The organism is uncultured Tenacibaculum sp., from assembly GCF_947495995.1.
Classification (GTDB): Bacteria; Bacteroidota; Bacteroidia; order Flavobacteriales; family Flavobacteriaceae; genus Polaribacter.
Genome location: NZ_CANMAX010000002.1, coordinates 551,614 through 574,491, shown reverse-complemented (window position 1 = coordinate 574,491; position 22,878 = coordinate 551,614). Strand labels below are relative to the sequence as shown.

Genomic DNA, 22,878 nt, shown 5'->3' with positions numbered 1-22,878 from the left:
TAAAGTTTTTAAATTGCTTTTAATTAGAGTTTTATGATGATGAGAAAAGTAATTTTATTAATATCGTTTGTATTTGTTTTTTCTTCTTTTGCGCAAGAGAAGAAAATACCAGAAGGTTGGGATAAAATTTTACTAGAAGGTAAGGTTGCTTACATGAATCTTATCACCGGTGATATTTCTACTGAATTTCCAAAGGAAAAGGCTCAGAAACCAGTAGAAGTTAAAGAATATGATCCAACGATAACTCATAAAGTTCAGAAAGGAGAAACATTAAGTACAATTGCTAGGAAGTATAAAATGCCTCTAGCAAGACTTTATCGCTTAAATAACTTAGTTAATTTTGATGAAATTGAAATCGGAGATGAAGTTGTTATTGGTTATGAAGAATCTCCTAAAAAGAATAAAAACTTAGTTATTCATATTGTACAATCAGGCGAAACGCTATATAGCATAGCTAAAAAATACAATACTTCAATATCTTCTCTAAAAATTAATAATAAAATTTACGGCAACAATATTGTTATTGGTCAAAAACTGATGATTAATTAGTTATTATGGTTTATTGTTGGTTATAATTTAATTTACAGGTATTTTTATTTACAATATGACAATTACAGTTCGTCGATGCTTTATTGCATTTTATCGAAACTTAAGTGTTAAAAAAGTATTGTAAAGTATTGATATAGTATAAGTTTCCTAAATTAGATACATGTAATTTTCAATCCCTCTATTATGAAGAGTAAGTTTTTTTTCATGCTTGCAATAGCTTTTGCAAGCCAAAGTTTTTCGCAATCAAACAAAACATGTGATAATCCTAACGACGAACCAGCATTAGATTTAAACAGTATAACCAAGTGTTCTATTAAAGATTCAGATGATAAGAAAACTAAAAAAGTTTCTGTACAAGTTTCATCGAGAAGAAGAGTAGTACGTAAAAGAGATGCTGCATCTGGTGTAATGACTAATGATTATACACATAAGTTAGCCAATATCAAGAAAAAGGCAGACATTATAAATACAATAAACTTCAACAACGCAGGAGGATTGAAAATCATTCCTTTCAATTATGTAGATGAAATTCCTTTATTCAAAGAGTGTGAAAGTGCACCAATCTACAAGCAAGAAAAATGTTTCAAACAATATATATCTAAGCATATACAAAAACACATAAAATATCCAGAAAACTCTTATGACAGAGGTATTCAAGGTAGAGTATTAGTACAATTTACAATCCAAAAAGATGGTAGTGTTGGTAAAATGAATATCGTATCGCCATACAAAGGAGAAGAGTTAGGTAAAGAAGCAGAAAGAATTATCAAAAAATTACCAAAATTTGTTCCTGGAAAGCATGCAGGTAAAGAAGTTATCGTAAAATATGGTGTGCCAATTACTTTTAGAATTCCTGGAGTTAGACCTTCAAACATAAAGAAAACTACAAAGAGAGTTATTGCTAAGGAAGAAATTTATCAATTCGCAGACGTACAAGAAATACCAAAATTCAAATCATGTGAAAGCGCTACTTTAGATTGTTTTAACAAGAGATTAGTACAACATATACAAGATCATTTTGCTTATCCAGAACAAGCTGTAAGAAATAATATTCAAGGAAAAGTTAACATTAGCTTCGTAATTAATAAAGAAGGAGAAGTTGTAAATGTAACAGCTATTGGACCATCAGATGGAAAAGTTTTAGAAATGTCAGCTAAAAATCTAGTTGAAAAATTACCAGAATTCAAAGCTGCAATCAAAGATGGTAAGAAGGTAAATACTAAGTATTCTTTCCCGATAAGTTATAAATTAGACGAATAGTAAAATTATAATCATAATAGAGAAAAAATAAAACCATCCAATTATTGGATGGTTTTATTTTTTTCGTCACTTTGATCTTGATTATTAATCATCTGATATAATGAAGCTTTCGATTTTAAAAACTTATTCTTTGTATCAATAAGTTTTAAACGAGTTTCAATCAATTTTACTTCTCTATAGTTTATTCTAAACAAAGAACCTTCACCTAAAATAAACATTCGTTCTTCGGCTTTTACTAATTTTTGATAGTCAACAACTAAATTAGTCAAGATTTTACTTTGTCTATTAGTAGAAGCAATTTCATTATCAATGGTTCTCATTTTGTTGTTTAAATCCATTCTACTTGCAGATATCACAAAGTCAATATCTTGAAGTTTAAGTTTGGCTAATTTTAATTCAGCACGTTCCTTTCTTAAAAACAATGGAATATAAACGTTTAAACCTCCTTTATAATTACTTGTATCAAAATTGGCAAGTTCATTAAATTTTGGAGTCAAGAAATTATATTCTAGATCTATTCTTGGTAATAAATTATTGAATTTCAAACGTTTGTTTACAAGTAAGCTTTCTTTCTTGTAATTTAAAGACTTCATTTTTAAATGGTTATTTACATTTAAAATAGATACAACATCATTATTTATGTTTAATGAAGTATCAACATTATCCAACGTTTTAATATCAGGCACAATATTATCTTCTAATTCTAGCGGAAGATTATTTTCTAGCCATAAGAAGTTTGCAAGTTTAAGTTTTGATTTGATGTAAACTAATTTCGCTTTTTCTAAATCTAACTGTCTACTTTTAAAATTAATATTAGCTTCTAATGTATCAACGGCAGGTTTATCACCAGCGTCAAAACTCTTTTTTACAATTTCGAGTCTATTAGTTGCATTTTTTAGAAAATCATCATAAGTATTTTGAGTTTCAAAATTCTTTAACCATTCAAAATAAGTAACAATTGCATCGTAAAGAATATCATTAACTAAAAGTCTTTGCTTTGCATTAGCTTGTTTTGTGTATAGTTTGGCTTGTTTTAGTGTAGCCATTCTATCATTCATTAATAAACCTCTAGCAAGTGAAACTGATATTCCAGCTCCATAAAGACCTTGGTCAGGTACATTTGCTTCTGGATTTAAGAAAATACCAGTATTTTTTTCATAATTCGCTTTAAATTCAACTCCATACCAAGTTGGAATTTTAAAAGTGGTATTCAGCTTATCATAATATTCTGTCTTTTTAAATTTTTTACGATCATAATCAACAGATATTTTTGGATCAAAAGCACCACGGGCTTTTAAGAGCTTTATTTCACCTTCTGTGCTAACTAATCTGGCTTGTTTTACAATAGGGTGAAATTCTTTCACGTATCCTATGTATTCAGACAATGATAAAACATTATTCTGACCAGATAGATTAACAGAAAGTAATATAGAGAAAAATAAGAATAGTTTCTTCATTTCTATTATTTTAACTTTTTTAATTTACTCTTTTCCACCTTTTTTGAATCTTGTGGTTGGTAAAAGTTAGGAGGGAAGCTGTTTAACTGTCTCCATAATTCAAACCAAATAGGTACATTGTCTAAAAGTGCTATAGTTTTTGCACCCGAACCAACACGTATTGCTGTTGGCCAAGGTTCAGCATCTTTGTTAGGAGCTAACAAAACACGATACATGCCATTATCACTAATAAAGTTTTCAATAGCTACAACTTTAGCACCATAAGTACCGTAAGAAACGTTAGGCCATCCACTAAATACAATTGCAGGCCAACCATCGAATTGTACACGAACATCTTCACCAATGTGTACTAAAGGTAAATCTATAGGTCTTACATACATTTCTACAGCTAATTCATAGTTTGCTGGCATAATACCAACTAATTGTTCGCCTTCTTTAAATGTTTCTCCGATTCCTGATTTTATTGCTTTATTGATAAAACCATCTTGCGGAGCAGTGATATAAAGTAAACTGCTTCGTTTAGTATAGTTTGCAACACTTGTTTCTAACTTAGAAACTTGTACTTCTGTATCTAAAGTTGCAGATTTAGCAGTAAATAAGCTACTTCTAGCCTTTGACAACTTGTCTTGATAAGTTGCGTTTAATGTTGAAATCGCTAGTTTGGCATTAATTACATTGTTTTGAGAAGTTAAATACTTGTTTTCTTGTGAAATTAATTTTGCATTTGCTTCTTGAAACTTTGCTCGTTTTTCTTCTACATCTTTTACAGCTTTTAATCCTTCTTTTTGAAGATTGATAACACGATTCAATTGTATTTCAGCAATATCCTTTTTAGTATTTACAGCTTGTAAATCAATACTGTCACTTTTTACTTTTAAGTGAGCTTGAGTCAGTTTATTTCTAGCTTGTTCTAACTTTAAAACTCGTTCACTTTGTAAAGCTTTAATCTGATTTTCTAAAGCGACTACTTTATTTCTATAAGCATCAATAGATTGTGTTTTAATGTCCAGCTGATCCTGTGTACGTCTTGCAAGTTGATTATCAAAGTATTCACTTTTTACTTCTGAAATTCTTAAAATTGTATCTCCTTGTTTTACAAAATCTCCTTCCTGAACATACCATTGCTCAATTCTCCCCGGAATTTGAGATTGCAATGTTTGTGGTCTTTGATTCGGACGTAATGTTGTTACATTTCCTTTACTAGAAATATTCTGTGTCCATGGCAAAAACAAAATGATTAAAATGATAAATGAAAATACTAAGAGAAACTGCTTAAAACGCTTATGGTACTCTTTAGTGAAAATCTCTTTTCCCGATTTAAACCTAGTCAAATCGACATTTGTTATTTTATTATTAGAAATATTAAGCATTTTTTTATTTTTTTATTTGACCCTTTTCTAAAATAATGTGTTTGTTACATTTATCTTTCCAGCAAGCATTACTACTTACTACAATTAAACTCCAAGGTCTTTCTGGTGAAGCCAAGAAATTGATAATTCCTTTAGTTTCCTCAATTTGACATTGATCTAACGGATCTTCTAAGATTAACAGTTTAGGTTTTATAGTAATAGCTCTAGCAAGAATAATCTTTTTAGCTATCGTAAACGCGACTTGTTTTCCTTCTGGCTTTATAATCGTGTTTAAACCTTTAGGTTGTTGTTTTACAAATTCAGTAAGCCCAACAACATTTAAAACTTCATGAATTTCTTTATCCGTTATATTCGTGTTACCAAAAGTTATGTTTTCTCGAATTGTACCTTCAAAAGGTGTTTCTTCAGAAAGAGATAACCCTAAAAGCGATCTGTAGTTATTAATATGTAATCCTTGTATAGAAAGATTATTAACATATAAATAACCAGAAGTAGGTTCTATAACTCCCGCAATTAATTGTAATAAGCTTGATTTTCCTGAACCACTTTCACCTTGAACAAGTACACGATCCTGCTTATTTATGGTAAAAGAAATATCATTTAAAATAGGTGTAGTTTTATTAGCTACTTGATATGAAGCATTTTGTAATTCAATTGTAAGATCTCCCTCTACAATTTCTCCATTCTGACTTTCAATTGGTTTATCTACTACTTGACCTAATTTTTCTATTGAAGTTAATACATCGTAGAAAGATTCTAATCCAAGTATTAATTTTTCTACAGAACTGATTACTAATAATACAATGATTTCAGCAGCAACGAACTGTCCAATATTCATTTTCTGGTTTAATACTAAGAATCCACCAATTAAAAGTAATCCAGCAGTAACTAAAACTTTAAAGTTGATCATTAAAATGAATTGGATCACTAAAATTTTAAAGTGACTTTCTCTAGAGTTAAGATATTTATTTACTAAAGCATCGTTTTTATCTAAAGCTAAACTGGTCTTTCCTGAAAGCTTAAAACTTACTACAGATCTAGCAACTTCTTGAAGCCAGTGTACAACCTTATATTTGTTTTTAGATTCATCTAAACTTGTTTCTATACCTCGTTGCGCTGTTAGTTTAAATAGTATATAAATAAGGATTAATAATAACAGTCCGAATATGATAAAAAATGGATGATAAAATGATAACAATAGTAACGCAAACATAATCTGTAAAAATGCAGATGGTACGTCTATTAATATTTTAGATAATCCTTTTTGTATTGTAAGTGTATCGAAGAATCTATTTGCTAATTCTGGTAAATAATAGTTTCGTAATTCCTTCATTTTAATTTTAGGAAAGCGATAACTCAACTCAAAAGAAGCTCTGGTGAAAATTCGTTGTTGAATAGTTTCAATAATACGTAACTGCATTAATTTCAAAACTCCAGAAAAAACTACTCCCATAGTAACCAAAACTACAAGAACAACCCATGAAGCAGAAACTTGTGCTCCTTGAATTAAGTTAATGATAGCTTGAATTCCTAAAGGAAGAGATAAGGATACGAGTCCTTCGAATATGGCGTAGTAAGAAATTTGAAAAATATCTTTACGCTCTAGTTTTACTAAACCAAGGAAACGTCTCCAAGGTGTTAAAGATTTAGTTGTCATTAGTCAATGTTTTTATTACTAAGTGCGTGTAAAATTTAGTTGGTGTAAGTATGTCGTTACAGTTAGTAATAGTTGTAAAATGTTGTGTCATAAACTGCTGATGTAATGCGCCTTCAGCAACAGAACTAGCTAAGCTTAATGGAAATTCATATCCGCTGTTATATTCAGAAATAATGTCGGCTAATCTTCTTACTACTCTTTTGTAGGGTAAGAAATAACCTTGTTTGTTTTCTGAATCAACACTTTTAGTTAAATAAGATTTAGAGTTTTCGTTGATAATAATTTTATTAAGTAGTACTTCGTTAATATGAGAGAAGTTTTGATCTTCTTTAGTTGTTCTCGTAACAATTTCAACAGCTTTTTCCAGTTTTTCTTTGCTATCTTTAATACTAAAGGTTTCAATTACTAATTGGTATTCTAGCCATCTCCAATACCAAGAACTTAAGTATATTAATAGTTTGTGTTTGCTTTCGAAATATCTGTATATAGAGCTTTCGTTAGAACCAATTAACGATCCTAATTTTTTAAAATTAAAGCTTTCAAAACCAATTTCATCAATTAAGATGATGCTGTTTTGAACTATTTTTTTACCTAATTCAGAGGATTCTGGATTCTTCAAATAAATCCCTTCAGGCACCTCAATCTTAATGTTTGAAAGTAATTTATCCATTTTTAATTGTTTTGAATGCAAATATAATAGTATTACTATTAAAATAAAGTTAAAAAAACATTATTGTTTAATTTTTTTATTTTTAAGTTAAACAAAATATAAGTATCTTTGAAATGGTAAAATTTCAATCGTACAATTTCATGGCTAAAAAGAAAAATATTACACAGTTTGACATTATTTCAATGTATATGGATTATGTGTTAGAACATAATGAAGATCCTAAATCTGTATACAAGTTTGCAAAAGAGAATAATTTCGAAGAGCAGTTATTTTACAACAGTTTTGCTTCATTCGAAGCAATTAAAAAATCAATATTCACAGTTTTCTTTGAAAATACACTGGCATTATTACACAAGAGCGAAGAGTTTGAAAGTTTTGATGCAAGAAATCAATTGTTAAGTTTTTACTTCACTTTTTTCGAAAACTTAACTGCTAATAGAAGTTATGTGGTTTATGCTTTATCTGGACAAGGAAACAAATTAAAAACACTAAGCATTTTAAGTGGTTTAAGAACTCATTTTAAAAAGTTTATTGATACACTTAATATCGAAAAACTAGAGTTAAAACAAGAGCGTTTAGAGAAGTTCCAAGACAAAGCAATTAATGAAAGTGCATGGATACAATTAATAATGACTATGCAGTTTTGGTTAAATGATACATCGTCTTCTTTTGAGAAAACAGATGTATTTATAGAGAAATCGGTTAATGCAAGTTTCGATGTTTTAAATATCGCTCCTGTTAAAAGCGTAATTGATTTCGGTAAATTTTTATTTAAAGAAAAGATGATGAAGTAATTTATGAAAACAATAGATAATATACCTACTTCTAAAATACAAAGGGCTTCTAAATTAGTACAAACTGGTGCTAAAGTAGGAGTAAACTATTTAAAGTATTATGGTAGTAAATTGGTAAATGGAGAAGAAGAAGCAAAAGAGCAGTTGAACAAAGATAATGCAGAAGACATTTATAATGGATTGAAGCAATTAAAAGGGAGTGCTTTAAAAGTTGCACAAATGTTGAGTATGGAAAAAGGAATTTTACCTCAAGCTTATGTTGAGCAATTTTCCTTATCTCAATTTTCAGTTCCGCCTTTATCTGCTCCGTTAGTAAAAAAGACATTTAAAAAATACTTCGGAAAATATCCTAGTGAACTTTTCGACAAGTTCAATTTAAATGCCGTAAGTGGAGCAAGTATTGGTCAAGTTCATTTAGCTGAAAAAGGAGGAAATAAATATGCAGTAAAAATCCAATATCCTGGAGTAGCAGAAAGTATTTCTACTGATTTAGCTTTAGTAAAACCTATAGCAATTAAGATGTTTAATATCCGCGGAAAGGATAGCGATAAATATTTTAAAGAAGTTGAAGATAAGCTAATTGAAGAGACTAACTATATTTTAGAAGTTGAGCAAAGTCAGGCTATTGTAGATGCTTGTAAACATATCAAAAACTTAAAGTTTCCAAATTATTACAAAGAGTTTTCCTCAGATCGAATTATTACGATGGATTGGATGGATGGTGTTCATCTTTCTGAATTCACTAGTGCGAATACAGATCAAGAGAAAGCGAACGAATTAGGTCAGGCTTTATGGGATTTTTATATGTATCAAATGCATATCATCAAAAAGGTCCATGCCGATCCGCATCCTGGTAACTTCTTAGTTTCAAAAGATAATAATCTAATTGTGCTTGATTTTGGTTGCATGAAACAAGTACCTGAAGAGTTTTATAAACCATATTTCGAATTAGCTAAAAAAGAAAGCATTTCTGATCCGGTATTTTTTGAGAAGAAACTATATGAATTAGAGATTCTTAGGGAAGATGATAGCCCAGAGGAATTAGCTTTCTTTAAAGAAATGTTCCATGAAATGCTGAGTTTATTCACACAGCCATTCAATACAAAAGAATTTGATTTTTCTGATGAAACTTTCTTTGGTAAAATCACTGATCTAGGTACAAAGTATGCTAAGAATACAGAGCTTAGAAATATGAATGGAAATAGAGGTTCCAAGCATTTTATTTACATCAACAGAACATTCTTCGGACTTTATAATCTAATGCACGATTTAAAAGCTAAGAATATCAAGATTAATAATTTCGAACAGTATAAAGATGTTTTTTAATAGAGAAGATATAGATGGATTTGATAAGATTCATCGTATAAATTTAATGAATAGTTTGTCTGGTTATAAATCTGCAAACTTAATAGGAAGTATTTCTCCTGATGGTGAAGAAAATGTTGCTGTATTCAGCTCAATAGTTCACTTAGGATCGAATCCACCTTTACTAGGATTTATTTTACGTCCTACAACTGTTCCGAGAAATACGTATGAGAATATCAAAGAAACTGGTTTTTATACGGTAAATCATATCACAAAAAGCATCACAGAAGATGCGCATCATACATCTGCTAAATATGATAAAGGAGTTTCGGAGTTTGAAATGACAAACTTAACTCCTGAATATAAGAACGATTTTATAGCTCCTTTTGTACAAGAATCACCAGTACAAATAGGAATGAAATATGTTGAGGAATATTATATCAAAGCAAATGATACGATTATGTTAGTTGGTGAAATTCAATTTTTTGAAGTTGAAGATCATATGTTACAAGAAGATGGATTTTTGAATTTATCTAAAGGAAACGTTGCAACGATAAACGGACTTGATGGATATGCTATTCCGAATTTATTTACGAGATACGAATATCAGCGTCCAAAAAAGACAGTAGAAAAGTTATAGAATGAAGATTTTAATCACAGGTACAACAGGTTACATCGCAAAAAGATTAGTGTTGAGACTATTAGAAGATGGTCATCAGCTAGTTTGTTGTGTCCGTGATTTAAATCGAATTCCAGACGAAATTGAGTATAAAGACAGAATAGAGTTCATAAAAGTAGATTTCTTAGAAGACAATCTAGAAGCTTTTCCTGAAGACATCGATGCTGCTTATTATTTGATTCATTCCATGTCTACGACAGCCACAAATTTTGAGGATTTAGAAAAAAGATGTGCTCAGAGTTTTAAATCGTTAGTAGAAAAAACGAATTGCAAGCAAGTAATTTATTTAAGCGGAATAGTAAACGATGACTCTTTATCTAAACATTTAAAATCTAGATTAGAAGTTGAAAAAGCTTTGAAATCTAATCAATATGCTTTAACAACATTTCGAGCCGGAATTATTGTAGGAAGTGGAAGCGCTTCTTTCGAAATTATAAGAGATATTGTAGAGAAATTACCTTTAATGGTAACTCCAAAATGGTTGAATACTCGAACACAACCTATAGCAATTAGAGATGTGTTAAGTTTTCTTGTGAATGGTTTAGCTAATACAGAAGTGTATAACAAATCATTTGATATTTGCGGACCAGAGATTCTTACTTATAAAGAAATGCTATTGCAATTTGCAAAAGTAAGAGGTTTAAAAAGATACATTTTTACTCTACCAGTTTTATCACCTCGAATGTCTTCGTATTGGCTGTATTTCGTGACTTCTACGTCATTTAATTTGGCAAAAGCATTAGTTGATAGTATGAAAGTTGAAGTAGTTGCAAAACCTAATAATATCAATAAAATATTAAACGTTCAACCAATTCAATATAGACAAGCGGTTAGTTTAGCTTTTCAAAAAATTAAGCAAAATGCAGTCGTATCAAGTTGGAAAGATGCTATTAGTAGTGGCGTGTTTAATGATCAATTAAACGATCATATCAATATTCCACATTTTGGTTGTTTTAGAGATATAAGATCAAGAAAAATTGTAGATGAAAATTTTACAATAGATAAAATTTGGTCTATTGGAGGGGAAAACGGTTGGTACAGTTACAACTGGCTATGGCGTATTCGAGGTTATGTAGATAAGATTTTTGGAGGAGTAGGTTTACGAAGAGGAAGAACACATAATACATATTTAGAGCCGGGAGATCCATTAGATTTTTGGAGAGTTTTACTGGCTGATAAAGAACAGAAACGTTTGCTATTATTTGCCGAAATGAAACTTCCAGGTGAAGCTTGGCTAGAGTTCAAAATTGTAAAAAATCAACTATTTCAAAGAGCAGTATTTCGACCAAAAGGATTATTAGGAAGATTGTATTGGTATTCAGTTTTACCATTTCACGCTTTTGTTTTTAAAGGAATGATTAATGCCTTGGTATATCAGAGATGAGAGGAGTAAAAAAACAACATTTACCCACTAAAATTTGTCCGGTTTGCGAACGACCATTTACATGGAGAAAAAAATGGGAAAAGAACTGGGAAAACGTAAAATATTGTAGTAAAAAATGCAGCAAGATAAAACAGCAATAGTTTGGTTTACAAATACGCTAAGAACACGTGATAATAAAGCTTTATATGAAGCAATTTCTAAATATAACAAAGTTATTGCTGTGTACTGTTTTGATAAATCTATGTTTGAAACCCAACAATTTGGTTTTAAAAAGACAGAGAAATACAGAGCAAAATTTTTGATAGAATCAGTTACTGATTTATCAAACCAATTAAAAGAATTAAACGTACCTTTTTATATACATCATGAGCATCCGCATGTAATTTTACCATTGTTTTGTCTGACTCACAACGCGGATGCTCTCCTTTATCAAAAAGAATTTACTCAAGAAGAAACATCAGAAATCAATCGAGTGCTAGATAAACTTCCAGATACTGTTTATGTTGAAAGTTTTTACGATCAGTTTCTGTATCATCCAGAAGATATTCCAATAGATATTAAGTCTATTCCAGAGGTTTTTACTGTTTTCAGAAAACGAGTAGAGAAATATGCTATAATTCGAGAGGAATTGATTCCAGTAGCAATGCCTAAAGAGAATTATCAGGAGAATGATACAAGAGTTCCAACTTTACAAGATTTAGGGTATAGTGATTTTGAAGTTCCAGTTAAAACTGCTTTTCCTTTTAAAGGAGGTGAAACTGCTGCTTTTGAGCGTTTAAATTCATACTTCTTTTCATCAAAAAAGCTGTCATATTACAAGAAAACTAGAAATGGTTTAATTGGAGTTGATTATAGTTCAAAGTTTTCTCCTTGGTTGGCTCACGGTTGTATTTCAGCGAAGTCAATTTACTGGGAAGTAAAAAAATATGAAAAACAATTCGGAAGTAATCAGTCTACCTATTGGCTTATTTTTGAATTGATTTGGCGTGACTATTTTAAATATTTATCGCTGAAACATGAAAATAATTTATTCAAGTTAGAAGGAATAAAAGAATTATCATATTCATGGAAAAATAACGAAAGATTAATTCAAAATTGGATTAATGGAGAAACCAACGAACCTTTCGTAAATGCCAATATGATAGAATTAAAAGAAACAGGTTGGATGAGCAATAGAGGTCGACAAAACGTAGCTTCATATTTTGCTAAAGAGCTGTTGTTAGATTGGAGAATTGGTGCGGCATATTTCGAAAGTATGCTAATTGATTACGATGTACATAGCAATTACGGAAATTGGCAGTATGTATCTGGCGTTGGAAATGATCCAAGAGATAGAAAGTTTAATGTACAACTACAAGCAGAACGATATGATGCGAATGGTAAATATCAGCAAATGTGGTTACAACCAACCTTGTTCTAATGAAAGCAGTAAGTATTATTTTTCCGCATCAGTTATTTAAAAGTACAACTCATATTCCAAAAGAAAATGACGTGTATTTAGTTGAAGAATATTTATTCTTTAAACAGTATAAATTTCATAAACAAAAACTAGCTTTTCATAGAGCTACAATGCAGTTTTATAAAGACTTTTTAAATGAAAAAGGATATCAAGTTTCATACGTAGAAAGTACAACTGAAATCTCAGATATTAGGAAGTTACTACCACAATTAATCTCAAGTGGATGCAAACAACTTTATTTTATAAATCCTACTGATAATTGGCTAGAAAAGAGAATTCATGAATTTGAAAATGATATAGAATTAATTGAAATAGACAATTCATTATTTATTAATACTAAAGATGAATTAGCTTCTTTTTTTAAAGCTTCTAAAAAGAAGTTTTTTCAGACTTCTTTCTATAAAAAGGAACGTTTAAGCAGAAATATTTTAATCACAAACGAACAGCCAGTAGGAGGAAAGTGGACCTTTGATACGGATAATAGAAAGAAATATCCAAAAGGTAAAACGCCACCACAAATTACATTTCCTGAGGCTAACACATATTATATAGAAGCTAGGAAATATATTGAAGAAAATTTTTCAGACGTTTTAGGAGAAATTGATGAGCAACAATTGTATCCATCTACTTTTGAAGAATCAGAAAATTGGTTAGAACAATTTTTTGAAGTTCGTTTTCATGAGTTTGGAATTTATGAAGATGCTATTGTGAAAGACAAACATTTCTTGAATCATAGTGTTTTATCACCATTAATTAATGTTGGATTGTTATCTCCTTTGGAAGTAATAAAAAAGTCAATTGATTACGCTGCTAAACATGAAATTCCGATTAATTCCTTAGAAGGATTTGTACGTCAAATACTAGGTTGGCGCGAGTTTATCCGTGGAATTTATGAAGTAAAAGGAACCGAAGAACGAACAAATAATTTCTGGAACCATTCTAGAAAAATACCAGCTTCTTTTTACGATGGAACTACAGGAATTCTACCAATTGATACAACAATAAAAAAGATCTTAAAAACAGGATATGCACATCATATCGAACGCTTAATGATTTTAGGAAATTTTATGTTGTTATGTGAGTTCGATCCAGATGAAGTGTATCGTTGGTTTATGGAGTTGTTTATCGATGCTTACGACTGGGTAATGGTACCGAATGTCTACGGAATGAGTTTATTTGCTGATGGAGGATTAATGTCTACTAAACCATATATAAGTAGTAGTAATTACATCAAAAAAATGAGTGATTACCCGAATGGTGAATGGCAAAAGATTTGGGACGGATTATTTTGGAGATTTATGCATACAAACCGAGAATTTTTATCAAAAAATCCGCGTTTAAATATGCTAATTCGAAATTTAGATAAAATGGGAGTTGAGAAAAGAGAAGAGCATTTTTCTAATGCTGAACATTTTCTTGATAACCTAGATAATAAAAAAGAATTTCAACTGAACTTATTATAGTTAGTAAATATGATAATAATGGTTTTAAATAAAATTAATAACGTCAATCTGAACTTGTTTCAGATTCGCATTATGAGATTCCGAAATAAATTCGGAATGACGTTAGCTTTATGTGAGCCATTATATTCAAATATTCAGAAAACGAAAATTTGAAATTATGAAGAAAAGAGAAGATATAGCAGTAGTTTGGTTAAAGAGAGATTTGAGATTGCATGACAATGAGGCGATAACAAATGCGCTAAACTCAGGAAAAAGAATATTACTATTATTTGTTTTTGAAAACCTATTAATAAATGACGATCATTATAGTCAACGTCATTGGGATTTTATAAAACAATCTTTAGTTGATATCAATACAGAATTGAAAGAGCATAACACTAAAATTTTAGCTGTTAATGGTGAAATTTTTGCTGTTTTTAATCAATTGTTGAATCATTATAACATCACAGATGTTTTTTCACATCAAGAAACAGGATTATTAGTCACTTTCAATAGAGATAAAGAATTTGCACGTTATTGTAGAAATAATTCCATTGAATGGAAAGAGAATATAAATAACGGAGTTTTAAGAGGTTTGTTAAACCGAGAAGATTGGTTTGATAAATGGGAAAGTTATATGTATCAAGATATTTTACCTTTTGAAGCAGATAAAGAAGATTTCATAAGTACTTCGGAAATTAACAGAATCTCAGATTACTTTCATACTACCGATTTAGTTACTGGTGATACTTCTAATTTTCAGCAAGGCGGAAGAACTATAGCATGGAAATATGCAAATACGTTTTTTGAAAAGCGTCATGAAAATTACATGTATCACATTTCAAAACCAGAAGCGTCACGAAGCAGTTGTAGCAGATTATCTCCATATATAGCATGGGGAAATGTATCGATACGAGAAGTATTCCAGAAAGCTAAAGCTGTTAAAGATGAATCTGAACATAAGCGTCATTTAGGAGCGTTTATTTCTCGTTTACGTTGGCAAGCACATTTTATTCAAAAGTTTGAAATGGAATGTACGATGGAAAATGCTAGTATTAATAAAGGGTTTCACAAGCTTAAAAAATCAATTTCTGAATCGTACAAAACAGCTTGGGAAGAAGGAAATACAGGTTTTCCTTTAGTTGATGCTTCTATGCGTTGTTTAAATGAAACTGGATTTATCAATTTCAGAATGCGAGCTATGTTGGTTTCTTTCTTTACACATATTTTGTGGCAGCCTTGGCAAGAAGCAACACATCATTTATCTCGTCAGTTTTTAGATTTTGAACCTGGAATTCATTTTCCTCAGTTACAAATGCAAGCAGGTGAAACAGGAATCAATAATTTAAGAATTTATAATCCTGTGAAAAATAGTCACGATCACGATCCAGATGCAATTTTTATTAAAAAATGGGTTCCAGAATTGGCACATTTACCAACTCCGTTTATTCATGAACCGTATTTAATGACACATTTAGATCAGCAATTTAATAATTGTGTGTTGGGTAAAGATTATCCAAATCCGATAGTAGATATTAAAGAAAATAGAAAAAAGGCAAGTGATATCTTATGGAATATGCTGAAAGATGGAGACGTGAAAAGAGAAAGCTTACGAATTCTACGTAAGCATACCATTACAAATAGAAGTAGAATGTTAAGAGACGAATAATGATTTTTAATACTACATATACAAATGAAGATTTCTTAGTACATAGTAAAGAATTACTAGGAAAACCATTCTCTTTATTGAACAAAATTAAACTGAATGGTATAGGTTCTGGTCGTTTTATGATTGCAGAAGTAAGTGAGAAATTAAAATCAGATAAGGTTCAGTTTTCAGAATTGAATTACGGGAATATAGAAATGCGTCCGAAAGGAATTTTAGTTCATTTTACGAACAGATTAGAACGTTTTTCTTGGTGTATTCCTTACTATAAATTAGTAATATATAATTCCTCTTTTTTCAGTATTCATGCTGAAGGAAGTTTTATAAAATTTTTAAAGAATAAGAACTATTCAGAGAATAAGAAATTCATTTCAAAAATGATTGATTATAAAAATGAATATCTAAATCTAGATTATTATGACGGATAGACAAATAGATAGAATCATAGAAATGGCTTGGGAAGATCGTACAACTTTCGATGCTATTCAATTTCAATTCGGATTAAAAGAACAAGAAGTTATTGAATTGATGCGTAAGGAAATGAAACCATCAAGTTTCAGAATGTGGAGAAAAAGAGTACAAGGAAGAGCTACTAAACACCAAGCAAAAAGACCTTTCGATAAAGGAAGGTTTAAATGTACAAGACAAAGAAATATATCAAATAATAAAGTATCAAAAAGATAATAATGAACTCAGTTCATTATGTAAAATATAATAGAAATGAAAACAATTTTAGTTGTAGGAGGAAGTAAAGGAATTGGTAATGCAATTGTAACTTCTTTACAAGAAACGCACAAAGTAATTAATTTTAGTAGGAGCGAAGTAGCAAGTCATGCAAATGTAACGCATTACTCAATTGATGTTTTAGAAGATGAATTACCAGAACTTTCTGAAGATATAAATGGTTTGGTTTTCTGTCCTGGAAGTATTAACTTAAAACCGATAGGAAGACTAAAGTTAGATGATTTTAGAAGTGATTTTGAAATTAATGTAATTGGAGCAGTTAAAGTGATTCAAAAGTATATCAATTCACTTAAAAATAATAACGGAAGTGTAGTTTTATTCAGTACAGTTGCTACTAAATTAGGAATGCCTTTTCATGCAAGTGTTGCAGCTAGTAAATCTGCTGTAGAAGGTTTAACTAAATCTTTAGCAGGTGAATTTGCCACTAAAGTTAGATTTAATTGTATCGCTCCAACAGTAACAGATACATCTTTAGCAGAAAAGTTATTACGTAACGATAAGCAACGTGAAAACATGGAAATGAGACATCCGTTAAAGAAATATTTAAAAGCAGAAGAAGTAGCTAGCTTAGCAAATTATTTGTTATCTGATCACGCTTCGGCAATTTCTGGTCAAGTTTTCCCTATCGATGCAGGAATAGTCAGTTTAAAATTATAATATGAAATATTTAGCCTTTATCATTATGTTGTTTGCTTTTCAAGATACTATAACCGTTGTAGACTTTTCTCAATCTTCTGATATTAGTAGTTGGAAAACGACCAATGATGATGTAATGGGAGGAATTTCAACTTCCTCTATAGCGTTAAATGAAAATGGTAAAGGCGTATTTTCAGGTCATGTTTCTACTGAAAATAATGGTGGTTTTGCTATGGTTAAAAGTTCGGTAGCTGTAGCACTACATGAAACTTCAAAAAAAGTTGTTCTTCGTTTAAAAGGAGAAGGAAAAGCATATCAATTTAGAGTAAAATCAAATCCAGTAGATCGACATTGGTATACTCAAAAGTTTACAACTTCTGGTGATTGGGAAACTATAGAAATAGATTTAAATAATTTGTATCCAATCTTTAGAGGTAACAGATTGCGTAGACAAAATTTCAATCATACAGAGATTAAAGAAATTGCTTTTTTGATAGGAAATAAACAAAACGAAAACTTCAAATTAATAATCGATTCGATTAAAATCAACTAAATCAATGCAAAAATCTTACATCAGATTCATTATCTTTTTAATTACTAATTTTTTAGCACTTTATGTAGGTGTTTTGTTAATGAATGATGGACCACGAACCGATTGGTATCAAAATTTAAGTAAAGCTCCATGGACACCAGCTAACTGGGTTTTTGGTGCAGCTTGGACAACCATAATGTTGTTATTTGCTTTTTACATGACAAAACTGAGTTACATTTATGAAAGTTTTGACAAGAAATTGATCGTTTTGTATGCTGTTCAGTGGTTTTTGAATGTAATTTGGAATTTATTATTCTTCAATCAACATTTAGTCGAATCCGGTTTGGTAAGTATAACTTTATTGTGGTTACTTATTGGTTATCTAACATTTAAACACATAAAAGAATTAAAATATTACACTATTTTAATTTTACCTTATTTAGTTTGGATGACTATAGCTACAAGTCTTAATGCTTACATACTTCTTAATAACTAATCCATTTTTTGTTAGTGAAATATGTGAATCATAAAAAATTAACACAAAAAATATAGTTGTTACATATTTTATATTTTTTTAATTGTTTTAATAATTATTTTTTAATAAAAAAATTGTTTTACTAGTTTTTATTCATTTTTTTTGTGATTAAATAATCAATGCAAATAAAACATGAAAAAAAAAACTAATGGATTTTTAATAGTTCTGTTAGCTTTTTTTGTGCAGTTTACATATGCGCAAGAAAAGAATGTTACAGGTACTGTTACCGACTCTAGTGGCCCACTCCCAGGTGTTAGTGTAGTAATCAAAGGTACTTCTAGAGGTACCCAAACTGATTTTGACGGTAAATATTCCATTAAGGCTAATGAAAACGACATCCTCCTGTTTAGCTTTATTGGTATGAAAACCGTGGAAAAGAAAGTTGCTGGAACTAACAAAATTGATGTTTTGATGGAAGAAGATCAAAACGTACTTAACGAAGTTGTTGTTACCGCTATTGGTATTAAACGTAAACCAGATGAAATTACAACAGCAAATCAAGTTGTAAAAGCAGATGAGTTAAATCAAGCAAGTAACCCAGATGCTGTTCAAGCTTTAGCTGGTAAAGTTTCGGGTTTACAAATTAATACAACTTCGGCGGGTTTAACACCCAACACTCAAATTACCTTACGTGGTAATAGATCTATTTCAGGAAACAATTCAGCTTTAATCGTTATCGATAATATTGTTTCTTCTGCAGAAATTTTATCAACTTTAGATCCAAACACAATTGAATCTATGAACGTAATTAAAGGAGCAAATGGTGCTGCTTTATATGGTGAATTAGGTGCTGCAGGTGTAATTATCGTGACTACGAAAAAAGGACTTAAAGGTGCGAATAAGTTTTCTATTAATCTTAAATCTTCTGTAACAGTTGAAGAAATTGCTTTCTTACCAGAAACACAAAATCGTTTCGGACAAGGTTGGGGAGGTAATATTGAAACTGTTGATCAAGGTTCTTGGGGTGTTCCATATCATGGAGCAATTATTTCTGTTGGTACTCCAGATGCTAACGGAAACTTTAGAAATTTTGAATACAAACATATTGAAGATAATATTTTACCATTCTTTGATAGAGGATTCAACTTGCAAAACTCAATCTCTATAGCTGGTGGAGATATGCAAAATGGATTTGTAAACTTCAGTTATTTAAATCAAGAGTTAGAAGGTGTAATTCCAAATAGTGAATTATCAAAACACAATTTCTCTTTAACTTCAGGAAAACAAATCGGAAAATGGTCTGTTCAGGGTATTGCAAGATATACTGAAGAATCTACAGATAATGTTAACAACAGAGATGTAGATAATAAAAGAGCTAATAATACTTATCCTGCAATTAGTATGTATCAACGTTTATCAAATACTCCAGGAAACGTTCCAATTGAAGCTTTTAATAGTGGAGATAACAATGATCACTGGACTATTTACGATACAAGTCCATATTGGACATTACAAAACGATAGACGTTTAGGTTCAAGAAGAATCTTCGATTTATCTGGAGAATTAACTTATAAATTCAACGATAATGTAAACGCTATTTTACGTTCTTCTGTAAGAAATATTCAAGATAATGATGAAGTTAGAAGAAATTCTTACACAGATACAGACAATTTTGTAGGAACTGATAGATCTATCCGTTCTTTCTATCAAGTAGATAATACAACTGAGCGTTTTATTTATACGGATGCTTTAGTAAACTTTGACTATAATTTAACTGAAGATATTACATTCAAGTCTAACGTAGGTTTAAATACAACAGACCGTAGATCTTCTCGCCAAGTAAATGGAGGTTTTGATTTGGCAAGTGAAGGTTTTTTCAATTTATCTAATATTACTTCTATTCCAGATTCTTGGGAAGAAAACTTTAAAAGTAGAACAGTAAGTGCTTTCGGTCAAATTGATTTAGGATATAAAGATTACTTATTCTTAAATATGACAGGAAGAAATGACTGGAATTCAGTTTTACCTAAACAAAATAGAAGTTTCTTTTATCCTTCTGTAGGTGTGGCTTTTATTCCAACGAAAGCTTTTCCTGAGATTAAAAATAGAATTTTCCATAAGGCAAAAGTTTCAGCAAGTTTCGTAAAAACTGGTAACGCAACAGCTTTAGATCCACAACAAGTTTCTACTGTAGCTATAAACGATACATTTTTCCCAGGAACAGGTTTAGTATCTTTAATTGGTCAAGCTTCTGTTGTTGATCAAAATATTAAAAATGAATTTATCAATTCTTTTGAAGCAAACTTAAACTTAGAATTTTTAAATATTAGAGGACCAAGAATTACGTTAGATGCTTCTGCTTCTTTTGGTCAGAATACAGATCAAATCTTAAACATTTCAAGTTCTTCTACAATTGGTTTCTTTAATTCTTTAATTAATGTTGGAGAAACAAGCTCAACGTCTTTAGAAGTAGATTTAGGATTTACTCCTTTTAAAACTGAAGATTTCCAGTTAAGTGGTAGAGTAGGTATTAGTACTTTTAAAACTACTGTAGATAAAGTTACAGATCAGTCTGATAGAGTAGAAGTTTTAGGAACTGGAGGAACTATTGGTGCTTTTGCTATTGAAGGTGAAGAGTTTCCATTATTACAAGGTACGGCTTACGAAAGAGACGATCAAGGTAGGGTAGTAGTTGACGCAAACGGAACTCCGTTAATTGCAGCTGGATTAAAAACTTTAGGAAAAACTACTCCAGATTATATTTTAAATTTCGCAATCAATGCAAAATACAAAGGATTCAGATTAGCTGCTGTAGCTGATTACAGAACCGGACATGTATTTTATTCTGGAATTAGAAACCAATTATCTGGTCAAGGTAGAACTATTCAAACTACTTTTAATGATAGGTTACCTTTCGTTTTCCCAAATTCAACTGTTCAAGGTTCAGGTGTAGATAATACTACAGTTTTATCAGCAAATAGTGTACCTACAAATCACCCATATAATAATGCTTACGATTATTATACAGGAGATTATGTAAATATTGACGAGAATTTTATTACAGATGCAACTGCATTTAAATTAAGAGAAGTTTCTTTAAGTTACGACTTACCAAAGAAATTTACAGATAAGATCAACTTATCTAGATTTAATGTTGGAATTAGTGGTAGAAATTTATGGACAAGCTTACCTTCTGAAAATTTAGATTATAACGATCCTGAATTTGCAGGTAGATTTGGTATTGCTGGTTATGGTATTACACCTCCAACAAGATTCTATACACTTTCAGTTAATGTTGGATTTTAAAAAAGATAAAAATGAAAAATAGATATAAAATAGTTGCAATATTAATGCTTTGTTTAGGCATTGTATCGTGTAGTGATTATCTAGATGTTAACGATAGTATAGATAATCAAAATTTAGATGAATTAACACCAAATCAACTTATTGTTGGTGCTCAAGCTCTTAGTGCTGAAACGTTTTCAAATCGTTTAAATAGAGTTGGAAATTGGATGGGAGTTGCTTGGTCTGGTAACTATTTAGCATTTAACGATGCTTATGGTTTAGAGAGTAGATATCAATTCTCAAATACGTTTTACGATGATGTATGGGATAATTTTTATCGCTATATCTCTAATTTCGCCACGATTGAGAAATATAACGACGATAAAAATTGGAATAACCAAAAAGCTGCGGCTAAGATTTTAAAAGCATTTTATTTCCAATATATTATTGATTTATATGGAGATGCTCCATTTACAGAAGCTTTTCAAGGAACAGATAATTTATTTCCAAAGTACGACGATGCTCAGGAAACTTATATCACTTTAATTGATTCTTTAGATGAAGCTATAGCAATGATGGATTCTAGTTCTGAGGAATTCGGAATTAATGATATTACGTTTAATGGTGACATGGCGCAATGGAGAGCTTTTGCAAATACTATTAAACTAAGAATGTTAGTTCGTTTAATTTTAAAATCAGAATCTGATGCAACTTTAGGAGCTTATGTAAACACAAAGTTTGCTGAGTTAAACGGAGTACAATTCATCACACAAGATGTAACTGTAAATCCAGGTTATACAAATGCTGATGATAGACAAAATCCTTTTTGGGAAGTCTATGGTTTTACACCAGTTAATGTTCCAACTGGGCAAGGTCGTCAAACTGGTCCATCTGAATTTGCGTTTAATTTATTAGATAATTCTAACGATCCTAGATTGAATCGTTTATGGAAGCCAAATACAGGAAACAGTAATACTTTTGCTGGTACACAACAAAACGGAACTGGAAATGCAGCTTCTATCGGAGATGGAGTTTTAAAGGCAGCAGATGCAGATTTACCAATTATGTTAGCTGCTGAAAGTTATTTCTTACAAGCAGAAGCTGTTCAAAGAGGATATTTATCAGGAAATGCAAAAGCGTTATTTGATCAAGGAATTACTGCTTCTTTCACAGCTTTAGGAGCTACAGGAGCAACGACTTATATTACAAATACAGATTTAGATCCTGCATTAGGGTTTAACGGAGGAACACCATTAAGAGCAATTTTAACTCAAAAATGGATTGCTTTAACAAGTGTTTCTGGAGCAGAATTATGGATTGAATATAACAGAACAGGTTATCCTAGTAATTTACCATTACCAAATACATTAACAGATACAAATATTCCTGTTAGATTATTGTATCCTGCTTCTGAGTATTCAGGAAATTCAGAAAATGTGAGAGCACAAACAAGAACTGATGCTTTTTCTTCTAAGATTTTCTGGGATGTAAATTAATAACGACAAATTGAAAAA

The 22,878-nt window shown here is 30.5% G+C and carries 21 protein-coding genes; 17 read left to right on the top strand and 4 right to left on the bottom strand.

The features are described from left to right. Positions 1–33: 33 nt before the first annotated feature. The gene (locus tag Q1A15_RS07810) at positions 34–549 is read left to right on the top strand and encodes a LysM peptidoglycan-binding domain-containing protein (RefSeq protein ID WP_299621344.1); all 516 of its coding nucleotides are present in this window, start codon (positions 34–36) and stop codon (positions 547–549) included. Between the two features lie 183 nt (positions 550–732). Beyond that, entirely contained in the window at positions 733–1,809 is a 1,077-nt protein-coding gene (locus Q1A15_RS07805; RefSeq protein ID WP_299621341.1) for an energy transducer TonB, read from the top strand. Between the two features lie 41 nt (positions 1,810–1,850). Here Q1A15_RS07805 and Q1A15_RS07800 read toward each other — a convergent pair whose 3' ends face one another. From Q1A15_RS07800 to Q1A15_RS07785, 4 genes are read right to left on the bottom strand one after another with little or no spacing between them, the layout of a single operon-like run. After that, positions 1,851–3,266: a TolC family protein gene (locus tag Q1A15_RS07800; protein ID WP_299621339.1), complete on the bottom strand. Its 1,416-nt coding sequence runs from the start codon at positions 3,264–3,266 to the stop codon at positions 1,851–1,853. A 5-nt stretch (positions 3,267–3,271) separates the two neighbouring features. Next, complete coding sequence (locus Q1A15_RS07795) at positions 3,272–4,636, bottom strand: biotin/lipoyl-binding protein (RefSeq protein ID WP_299621336.1); 1,365 nt, start codon at positions 4,634–4,636, stop codon at positions 3,272–3,274. Between the two features lie 4 nt (positions 4,637–4,640). After that, positions 4,641–6,293 (bottom strand): ATP-binding cassette domain-containing protein, encoded by a 1,653-nt coding sequence (locus Q1A15_RS07790; protein ID WP_299621333.1) that lies wholly within the window; start codon positions 6,291–6,293, stop codon positions 4,641–4,643. Continuing rightward, entirely contained in the window at positions 6,283–6,963 is a 681-nt protein-coding gene (locus tag Q1A15_RS07785; protein WP_299621330.1) for a TetR/AcrR family transcriptional regulator, read from the bottom strand. The genes Q1A15_RS07790 and Q1A15_RS07785 overlap by 11 nt, the downstream gene beginning before the upstream one ends. A 140-nt stretch (positions 6,964–7,103) precedes the next feature. On the opposite strand from Q1A15_RS07785, the gene Q1A15_RS07780 reads away from it, so the two are divergent. From Q1A15_RS07780 to Q1A15_RS07710, 15 genes are all read left to right on the top strand, one after another. Continuing rightward, positions 7,104–7,757 (top strand): TetR family transcriptional regulator C-terminal domain-containing protein, encoded by a 654-nt coding sequence (locus tag Q1A15_RS07780; RefSeq protein ID WP_299621327.1) that lies wholly within the window; start codon positions 7,104–7,106, stop codon positions 7,755–7,757. Positions 7,758–7,760: 3 nt separating this feature from the next. Beyond that, the gene (locus Q1A15_RS07775) at positions 7,761–9,083 is read left to right on the top strand and encodes an AarF/UbiB family protein (protein WP_299621324.1); all 1,323 of its coding nucleotides are present in this window, start codon (positions 7,761–7,763) and stop codon (positions 9,081–9,083) included. After that, positions 9,073–9,702 carry a flavin reductase gene (locus tag Q1A15_RS07770; protein WP_299621321.1) on the top strand — a complete coding sequence of 210 codons (630 nt, stop codon included), beginning with the start codon at positions 9,073–9,075 and terminating at the stop codon, positions 9,700–9,702. Before Q1A15_RS07775 ends, Q1A15_RS07770 begins: the two co-directional genes overlap by 11 nt. Before the next feature lies 1 nt (position 9,703). Next, positions 9,704–11,125 (top strand): SDR family oxidoreductase, encoded by a 1,422-nt coding sequence (locus Q1A15_RS07765; protein WP_299621319.1) that lies wholly within the window; start codon positions 9,704–9,706, stop codon positions 11,123–11,125. After that, positions 11,122–11,265: a DUF2256 domain-containing protein gene (locus Q1A15_RS07760; RefSeq protein ID WP_299621317.1), complete on the top strand. Its 144-nt coding sequence runs from the start codon at positions 11,122–11,124 to the stop codon at positions 11,263–11,265. The genes Q1A15_RS07765 and Q1A15_RS07760 overlap by 4 nt, the downstream gene beginning before the upstream one ends. Further along, positions 11,241–12,545: a DASH family cryptochrome gene (locus Q1A15_RS07755; protein ID WP_299621313.1), complete on the top strand. Its 1,305-nt coding sequence runs from the start codon at positions 11,241–11,243 to the stop codon at positions 12,543–12,545. Before Q1A15_RS07760 ends, Q1A15_RS07755 begins: the two co-directional genes overlap by 25 nt. Next, positions 12,545–14,047 (top strand): cryptochrome/photolyase family protein, encoded by a 1,503-nt coding sequence (locus Q1A15_RS07750; protein ID WP_299621310.1) that lies wholly within the window; start codon positions 12,545–12,547, stop codon positions 14,045–14,047. Before Q1A15_RS07755 ends, Q1A15_RS07750 begins: the two co-directional genes overlap by 1 nt. A 157-nt stretch (positions 14,048–14,204) precedes the next feature. Then, positions 14,205–15,695, top strand: a complete 1,491-nt coding sequence (locus Q1A15_RS07745; RefSeq protein WP_299621307.1) for a deoxyribodipyrimidine photo-lyase — start codon at positions 14,205–14,207, stop codon at positions 15,693–15,695. Further along, positions 15,695–16,120, top strand: a complete 426-nt coding sequence (locus Q1A15_RS07740; protein WP_299621304.1) for a hypothetical protein — start codon at positions 15,695–15,697, stop codon at positions 16,118–16,120. Before Q1A15_RS07745 ends, Q1A15_RS07740 begins: the two co-directional genes overlap by 1 nt. After that, positions 16,110–16,376, top strand: a complete 267-nt coding sequence (locus tag Q1A15_RS07735) for a TIGR03643 family protein (protein ID WP_299621301.1) — start codon at positions 16,110–16,112, stop codon at positions 16,374–16,376. Before Q1A15_RS07740 ends, Q1A15_RS07735 begins: the two co-directional genes overlap by 11 nt. 36 nt (positions 16,377–16,412) lie before the next feature. Next, a complete protein-coding gene (locus tag Q1A15_RS07730; RefSeq protein WP_299621298.1) occupies positions 16,413–17,093 on the top strand; it encodes an SDR family oxidoreductase in 681 nt (226 codons plus the stop codon). 1 nt (position 17,094) lies between these two features. Then, entirely contained in the window at positions 17,095–17,625 is a 531-nt protein-coding gene (locus Q1A15_RS07725; protein ID WP_299621295.1) for a CIA30 family protein, read from the top strand. 4 nt (positions 17,626–17,629) lie between these two features. Then, the gene (locus Q1A15_RS07720; RefSeq protein ID WP_299621292.1) at positions 17,630–18,100 is read left to right on the top strand and encodes a TspO/MBR family protein; all 471 of its coding nucleotides are present in this window, start codon (positions 17,630–17,632) and stop codon (positions 18,098–18,100) included. A gap of 171 nt (positions 18,101–18,271) precedes the next feature. Next, complete coding sequence (locus tag Q1A15_RS07715) at positions 18,272–21,385, top strand: SusC/RagA family TonB-linked outer membrane protein (protein WP_299621289.1); 3,114 nt, start codon at positions 18,272–18,274, stop codon at positions 21,383–21,385. A gap of 11 nt (positions 21,386–21,396) precedes the next feature. Beyond that, a complete protein-coding gene (locus tag Q1A15_RS07710; protein ID WP_299621286.1) occupies positions 21,397–22,860 on the top strand; it encodes a SusD/RagB family nutrient-binding outer membrane lipoprotein in 1,464 nt (487 codons plus the stop codon). Positions 22,861–22,878: the final 18 nt, after the last annotated feature.

Coding starts and splice junctions, on each gene's coding strand:
- Q1A15_RS07810 (WP_299621344.1), top strand. CDS start 34: ATGATGATGAGAAAAGTAATTTTATTAATATCGTTTGTATTTGTTTTT.
- Q1A15_RS07805 (WP_299621341.1), top strand. CDS start 733: ATGAAGAGTAAGTTTTTTTTCATGCTTGCAATAGCTTTTGCAAGCCAA.
- Q1A15_RS07800 (WP_299621339.1), bottom strand. CDS start 3,266: ATGAAGAAACTATTCTTATTTTTCTCTATATTACTTTCTGTTAATCTA.
- Q1A15_RS07795 (WP_299621336.1), bottom strand. CDS start 4,636: ATGCTTAATATTTCTAATAATAAAATAACAAATGTCGATTTGACTAGG.
- Q1A15_RS07790 (WP_299621333.1), bottom strand. CDS start 6,293: ATGACAACTAAATCTTTAACACCTTGGAGACGTTTCCTTGGTTTAGTA.
- Q1A15_RS07785 (WP_299621330.1), bottom strand. CDS start 6,963: ATGGATAAATTACTTTCAAACATTAAGATTGAGGTGCCTGAAGGGATT.
- Q1A15_RS07780 (WP_299621327.1), top strand. CDS start 7,104: ATGGCTAAAAAGAAAAATATTACACAGTTTGACATTATTTCAATGTAT.
- Q1A15_RS07775 (WP_299621324.1), top strand. CDS start 7,761: ATGAAAACAATAGATAATATACCTACTTCTAAAATACAAAGGGCTTCT.
- Q1A15_RS07770 (WP_299621321.1), top strand. CDS start 9,073: ATGTTTTTTAATAGAGAAGATATAGATGGATTTGATAAGATTCATCGT.
- Q1A15_RS07765 (WP_299621319.1), top strand. CDS start 9,704: ATGAAGATTTTAATCACAGGTACAACAGGTTACATCGCAAAAAGATTA.
- Q1A15_RS07760 (WP_299621317.1), top strand. CDS start 11,122: ATGAGAGGAGTAAAAAAACAACATTTACCCACTAAAATTTGTCCGGTT.
- Q1A15_RS07755 (WP_299621313.1), top strand. CDS start 11,241: ATGCAGCAAGATAAAACAGCAATAGTTTGGTTTACAAATACGCTAAGA.
- Q1A15_RS07750 (WP_299621310.1), top strand. CDS start 12,545: ATGAAAGCAGTAAGTATTATTTTTCCGCATCAGTTATTTAAAAGTACA.
- Q1A15_RS07745 (WP_299621307.1), top strand. CDS start 14,205: ATGAAGAAAAGAGAAGATATAGCAGTAGTTTGGTTAAAGAGAGATTTG.
- Q1A15_RS07740 (WP_299621304.1), top strand. CDS start 15,695: ATGATTTTTAATACTACATATACAAATGAAGATTTCTTAGTACATAGT.
- Q1A15_RS07735 (WP_299621301.1), top strand. CDS start 16,110: ATGACGGATAGACAAATAGATAGAATCATAGAAATGGCTTGGGAAGAT.
- Q1A15_RS07730 (WP_299621298.1), top strand. CDS start 16,413: ATGAAAACAATTTTAGTTGTAGGAGGAAGTAAAGGAATTGGTAATGCA.
- Q1A15_RS07725 (WP_299621295.1), top strand. CDS start 17,095: ATGAAATATTTAGCCTTTATCATTATGTTGTTTGCTTTTCAAGATACT.
- Q1A15_RS07720 (WP_299621292.1), top strand. CDS start 17,630: ATGCAAAAATCTTACATCAGATTCATTATCTTTTTAATTACTAATTTT.
- Q1A15_RS07715 (WP_299621289.1), top strand. CDS start 18,272: ATGAAAAAAAAAACTAATGGATTTTTAATAGTTCTGTTAGCTTTTTTT.
- Q1A15_RS07710 (WP_299621286.1), top strand. CDS start 21,397: ATGAAAAATAGATATAAAATAGTTGCAATATTAATGCTTTGTTTAGGC.